Source organism: Pseudomonas sp. VI4.1, from assembly GCF_002029345.1.
Taxonomy (GTDB): domain Bacteria; phylum Pseudomonadota; class Gammaproteobacteria; order Pseudomonadales; family Pseudomonadaceae; genus Aquipseudomonas.
This window is the reverse complement of the sequence record NZ_MULM01000028.1, coordinates 1-4222: the sequence shown is the minus strand read 5'-3', so window position 1 is coordinate 4222 and position 4222 is coordinate 1. Positions and strand designations below refer to the sequence as shown.

The 4222-nt window shown below is 60.6% G+C and carries 4 protein-coding genes; 3 read left to right on the top strand and 1 reads right to left on the bottom strand.

Going from position 1 to position 4222, the window contains the following annotated elements:
- Positions 1–92: 92 nt before the first annotated feature.
- A complete protein-coding gene (locus tag BZ163_RS00355; protein ID WP_178084775.1) occupies positions 93–953 on the bottom strand; it encodes a MurR/RpiR family transcriptional regulator in 861 nt (286 codons plus the stop codon).
- Between the two features lie 239 nt (positions 954–1192).
- Here BZ163_RS00355 and zwf point away from each other — a divergent pair, with 239 nt between their 5' ends.
- The 3 genes from zwf to BZ163_RS00340 are packed head-to-tail and all read left to right on the top strand — an operon-like array spanning position 1193 to position 4045.
- Positions 1193–2662, top strand: a complete 1470-nt coding sequence (zwf, locus tag BZ163_RS00350; RefSeq protein ID WP_128869360.1) for a glucose-6-phosphate dehydrogenase — start codon at positions 1193–1195, stop codon at positions 2660–2662.
- Complete coding sequence (gene pgl, locus BZ163_RS00345; RefSeq protein WP_128869359.1) at positions 2649–3362, top strand: 6-phosphogluconolactonase; 714 nt, start codon at positions 2649–2651, stop codon at positions 3360–3362. Before zwf ends, pgl begins: the two co-directional genes overlap by 14 nt.
- A gap of 17 nt (positions 3363–3379) precedes the next feature.
- Positions 3380–4045: a bifunctional 4-hydroxy-2-oxoglutarate aldolase/2-dehydro-3-deoxy-phosphogluconate aldolase gene (locus BZ163_RS00340; RefSeq protein WP_128869358.1), complete on the top strand. Its 666-nt coding sequence runs from the start codon at positions 3380–3382 to the stop codon at positions 4043–4045.
- Positions 4046–4222 lie beyond the last annotated feature (177 nt).

Here is a 4222-nt window from a genome sequence, read left to right as displayed (position 1 = left end):
TCCGCGTCGAGTACAAAATTTGCGACCGCCGCTCAACCTGTAGGAGCTGGCTTGCCAGCGAAGAGGCCCTGACAGGCAATGAAGATGCCGGCCTAGTTAAACTCATCCCCAATCGGATACCGACTGGCATTCAGGCTTTCTTTGATCTTGCGCAAGTGCGGCTGGAAATCCACGCCCCGGCGCAAGGTCATGCCGGTGGCGAGCACGTCCAGCACAGTCAGCTGAATGATCCGCGACGTCATCGGCATGTAGATGTCGGTGTCTTCCGGCAGCGGAATGTTCAGGCTCAAGGTGCTGGCCTTGGCCAATGGCGACCCTTCAGCGGTCAGGCCCAGCACCGAAGCGCCGTTTTCCCTGGCCAGGCGCGCCACTTCCACCAGTTCACGGGTGCGGCCGGTGTAGGAAATGATCACGAACAATTCGCCGGTGTGGGCGACCGAAGCAATCATGCGCTGCATCAGCACGTCCGCATGGGCGGTGACGGCCAGGTTGAAGCGGAAGAACTTGTGCTGCGCGTCCAGCGCCACCGGAGCCGAAGCGCCGAGGCCGAAGAAGTGGATCTGCCGGGCCTGGATCAACAGGTCGACGGCGCGGCTGATCAGGTTCGGATCCAGCGCCTGCAAGGCACTGTCCAACGAGGCGATGGCGCTGCCGAAAATCTTCTTGGTATACGCTTCCGGGTTGTCGTCGGCCTCGACCGCACGGCTGACATACGCCGCGCCACTGGCCAGGCTTTGGGCCAGCTGCAGTTTAAGTTCGGGGTAACCGCTGACGCCGAACGAACGGCAGAAGCGGTTGACCGTCGGCTCGCTGACCTTCGAGGCCTGGGCGAGGGCGGCGATGCTGAACCGGGTGGCCTGCTGAGGGTTGAGCAGGATCACTTCGGCTACTTTGCGTTCAGCCTTGTTCAGGTCTTCAAGGCGATTCTGGATCTGCTCCAGTAAATTTCGCACGCGGTCCATATTGTTTCCTTAGCTCCGCAAACAAGAGAGCAATGCAAATTAGGGCCCCGGCTATGCAATTTGGGACTTTGATCGGGCCCGTCACGGTGGCCTATCCTACTGGTGGCTCCGATCGACCACCACTCGGATTGTCTATTTCGGTAAAATGTTGTGTTTATTACTACATTTTCCCTTGAATCATGCCTTGAAAAAAGGTATTTGTAGCTTAACTTGATAAAAGAACAAACATCATGCCTTCGATAACGGTTGAACCGTGCACCTTTGCCTTGTTCGGCGCCCTCGGCGATCTGGCCCTGCGCAAGCTGTTTCCTGCCCTCTACCAACTGGATGGCGCAGGCCTGCTTCATGAGGATACGCGCATCATCGCGCTGGCCCGTGAACCTGGCAGCGAGCAGCAGCACCTGGCGTTCATCGCCTCCGAGCTGCGCCGATACGTCAGCGACAAAGAGCTGGACGACGCAGTGGTTGAACGCTTCCTGGCCCGCCTGAGCTACCTGCACGTCGATTTCCTCAAGGCTGACGACTACGTCGCCCTGGCCGAAATGGCCGGCAGCGCCCAGCGCGTGATTGCCTACTTCGCGACCCCGGCCGCGGTTTACGGCGCGATCTGCGAGAACCTGTCGAAGGTCGGCCTGACTGAAAACACCCGCGTGGTACTGGAAAAACCCATCGGTTCGGACCTTGAGTCCTCGCGCAAGGTCAACGACGCCGTGGCGCAGTTCTTCCCGGAGAACCGCACCTATCGCATCGACCACTACCTGGGCAAGGAAACCGTACAGAACCTGATCGCCCTGCGTTTTGCCAACAGCCTGTTCGAAACCCAGTGGAACCAGAACTACATCTCCCACGTGGAAATCACCGTGGCCGAGAAAGTCGGGATCGAAGGCCGCTGGGGTTACTTCGACAAGGCCGGTCAGCTGCGGGACATGATCCAGAATCACCTGCTGCAACTGCTCTGCCTGATCGCCATGGACCCGCCGGCCGACCTGTCCGCCGACAGCATCCGTGACGAGAAAGTCAAAGTGCTCAAGGCGCTGGCGCCGATCAGCCCGGAAGGCCTGACCACTCAGGTCGTGCGCGGCCAATACATTGCCGGCTACAGCGAAGGCAAGCCGGTGCCGGGCTACCTCGAAGAACCGAATTCCAACACCCAGAGCGACACCGAAACCTTCGTCGCCCTGCGGGCCGACATCCGCAACTGGCGTTGGGCCGGGGTGCCGTTCTACCTGCGAACCGGCAAGCGCATGCCGCAGAAGCTGTCGCAGATCGTCATCCACTTCAAGGAACCGTCGCACTACATCTTCGCCCCCGAGCAGCGCCTGCAGATCAGCAACAAGCTGATCATCCGCCTGCAACCGGACGAAGGCATTTCCTTGCGCGTGATGACCAAAGAACAAGGCCTGGACAAGGGCATGCAGCTGCGCAGCGGTCCGTTGCAGCTGAATTTTTCCGATACCTATCGCAGCGCACGGATTCCCGATGCCTACGAGCGGTTGTTGCTGGAAGTGATGCGCGGCAATCAGAACCTGTTTGTCCGTAAAGATGAAATCGAAGCCGCGTGGAAGTGGTGTGACCAGTTGATCGCCGGGTGGAAAAAATCCGGTGATGCGCCCAAGCCGTACGCGGCCGGGTCCTGGGGACCGATGAGCTCCATTGCACTGATCACGCGGGATGGGAGGTCGTGGTATGGCGATATCTGAATTGAAACTGCCTCAGGGCGTCAGCGCCCGTGAGTTCAAGAGCCCGGTGTTGCTGGCCGAAGGGCTGGCGCTGAACGTGGCCAAGCAACTGAGTGACGCGATCGATGCCACCGGTACCGCAACGCTGGTGGTGTCCGGTGGCCGCAGCCCGGTGGCGTTTTTCCAGCACTTGGCCAAGCAGACGCTGGACTGGTCCAAGGTTGTCGTCACCCTGGCCGACGAGCGCTGGGTACCGGTTGAACACGCCGACAGCAATGCCGGTCTGCTCAAGCGTTACCTGTTGCAAGGTCCGGCGGCCAAGGCGCAGTTCCTGAGTCTGTACAGCGCCACGGCCAACCTTGAACTGGCGGCCGAGCAGGCGGATCGCTTGCTCGCGGAATTGCCGCCGATCGACGTGCTGATACTCGGCATGGGCGACGACGGTCACACCGCCTCGCTGTTCCCCAACAGTCCGAACCTGAGCGATGCCTTGAAAGCCGACGGCACACGTCGTTGCTACCCGATGCTGGCGCCGACCGTGCCGCATCAACGCCTGACCATGAGTCGCGCGCTGCTGGCTTCGGCGAAGAACACGGTTTTATCGATTTCCGGTCAGTCCAAGCTGACCACCCTGAGTGCCGCATTGGCCGGTGACGATGTCGCCGCCATGCCGGTTCGCGCGTTTCTGCAACCTACGTTAGAGATTTACTGGTGCCCATGAGCCAAGGATCAGCCGCTATGACAAACACATCCCCCACCGTTTCCATGGCGGACAAAGTTGCCCTGATCGACAGCCTCTGCGCCAAGGCGCGGATCCTGCCGGTGATTACCATCGCTCGCGAACAGGACATCCTGCCGCTGGCCGACGCCCTCGCGGCCGGAGGCCTGACCGCCCTGGAAGTGACCCTGCGTTCGCAGTTCGGCCTCAAGGCTATCCAGATTCTGCGCGAGCAGCGTCCGGAGCTGGTGACCGGTGCCGGTACCGTGCTCGATCGCAGCATGCTGGCGGCTGCCGAAGCCGCGGGTTCGCAGTTCATCGTCACGCCGGGCATCACCCGTGATCTGCTCGAAGCCAGCGTCGACAGCCCGATTCCGCTGCTGCCAGGCATCAGCAATGCCTCGGGCATCATGGAAGGTTATGGCCTGGGCTACCGCCGCTTCAAGCTGTTCCCGGCGGAAGTCAGCGGCGGCGTGGCAGCCATCAAGGCCTTGGGCGGCCCGTTCGGCGAAGTGAAATTCTGCCCGACCGGTGGCGTCAGCCCGGCCAACATCAAAAGCTACATGGCGTTGAAAAACGTCATGTGCGTGGGCGGTAGCTGGATGCTTGATCCCGAGTGGATCAAGAACGGCGACTGGGCCCGCATTCAGGAATGCACCGCCGAGGCACTGGCGCTGCTGGACTGATTGGCTATACCCGACACTTCGTTGTGTGTTCTACGGCTTTACGGTGCGCTTGGTCGGTGCACCGTTTTTTTTTGCCCGCAAAAAACCCTTGTAGGAGCCGGCTTGCCGGCGAAGGTCGTTCAACGATAACGCGTGTTTAATGGCTAATCCACGGCGACCATGACAACGCCTTCGCCG

Excerpts from the sequence above, each read along its gene's own strand:
- zwf (WP_128869360.1), top strand. The coding sequence starts at position 1,193 with ATGCCTTCGATAACGGTTGAACCGTGCACCTTTGCCTTGTTCGGCGCC.
- pgl (WP_128869359.1), top strand. The coding sequence starts at position 2,649 with ATGGCGATATCTGAATTGAAACTGCCTCAGGGCGTCAGCGCCCGTGAG.
- BZ163_RS00340 (WP_128869358.1), top strand. The coding sequence starts at position 3,380 with ATGACAAACACATCCCCCACCGTTTCCATGGCGGACAAAGTTGCCCTG.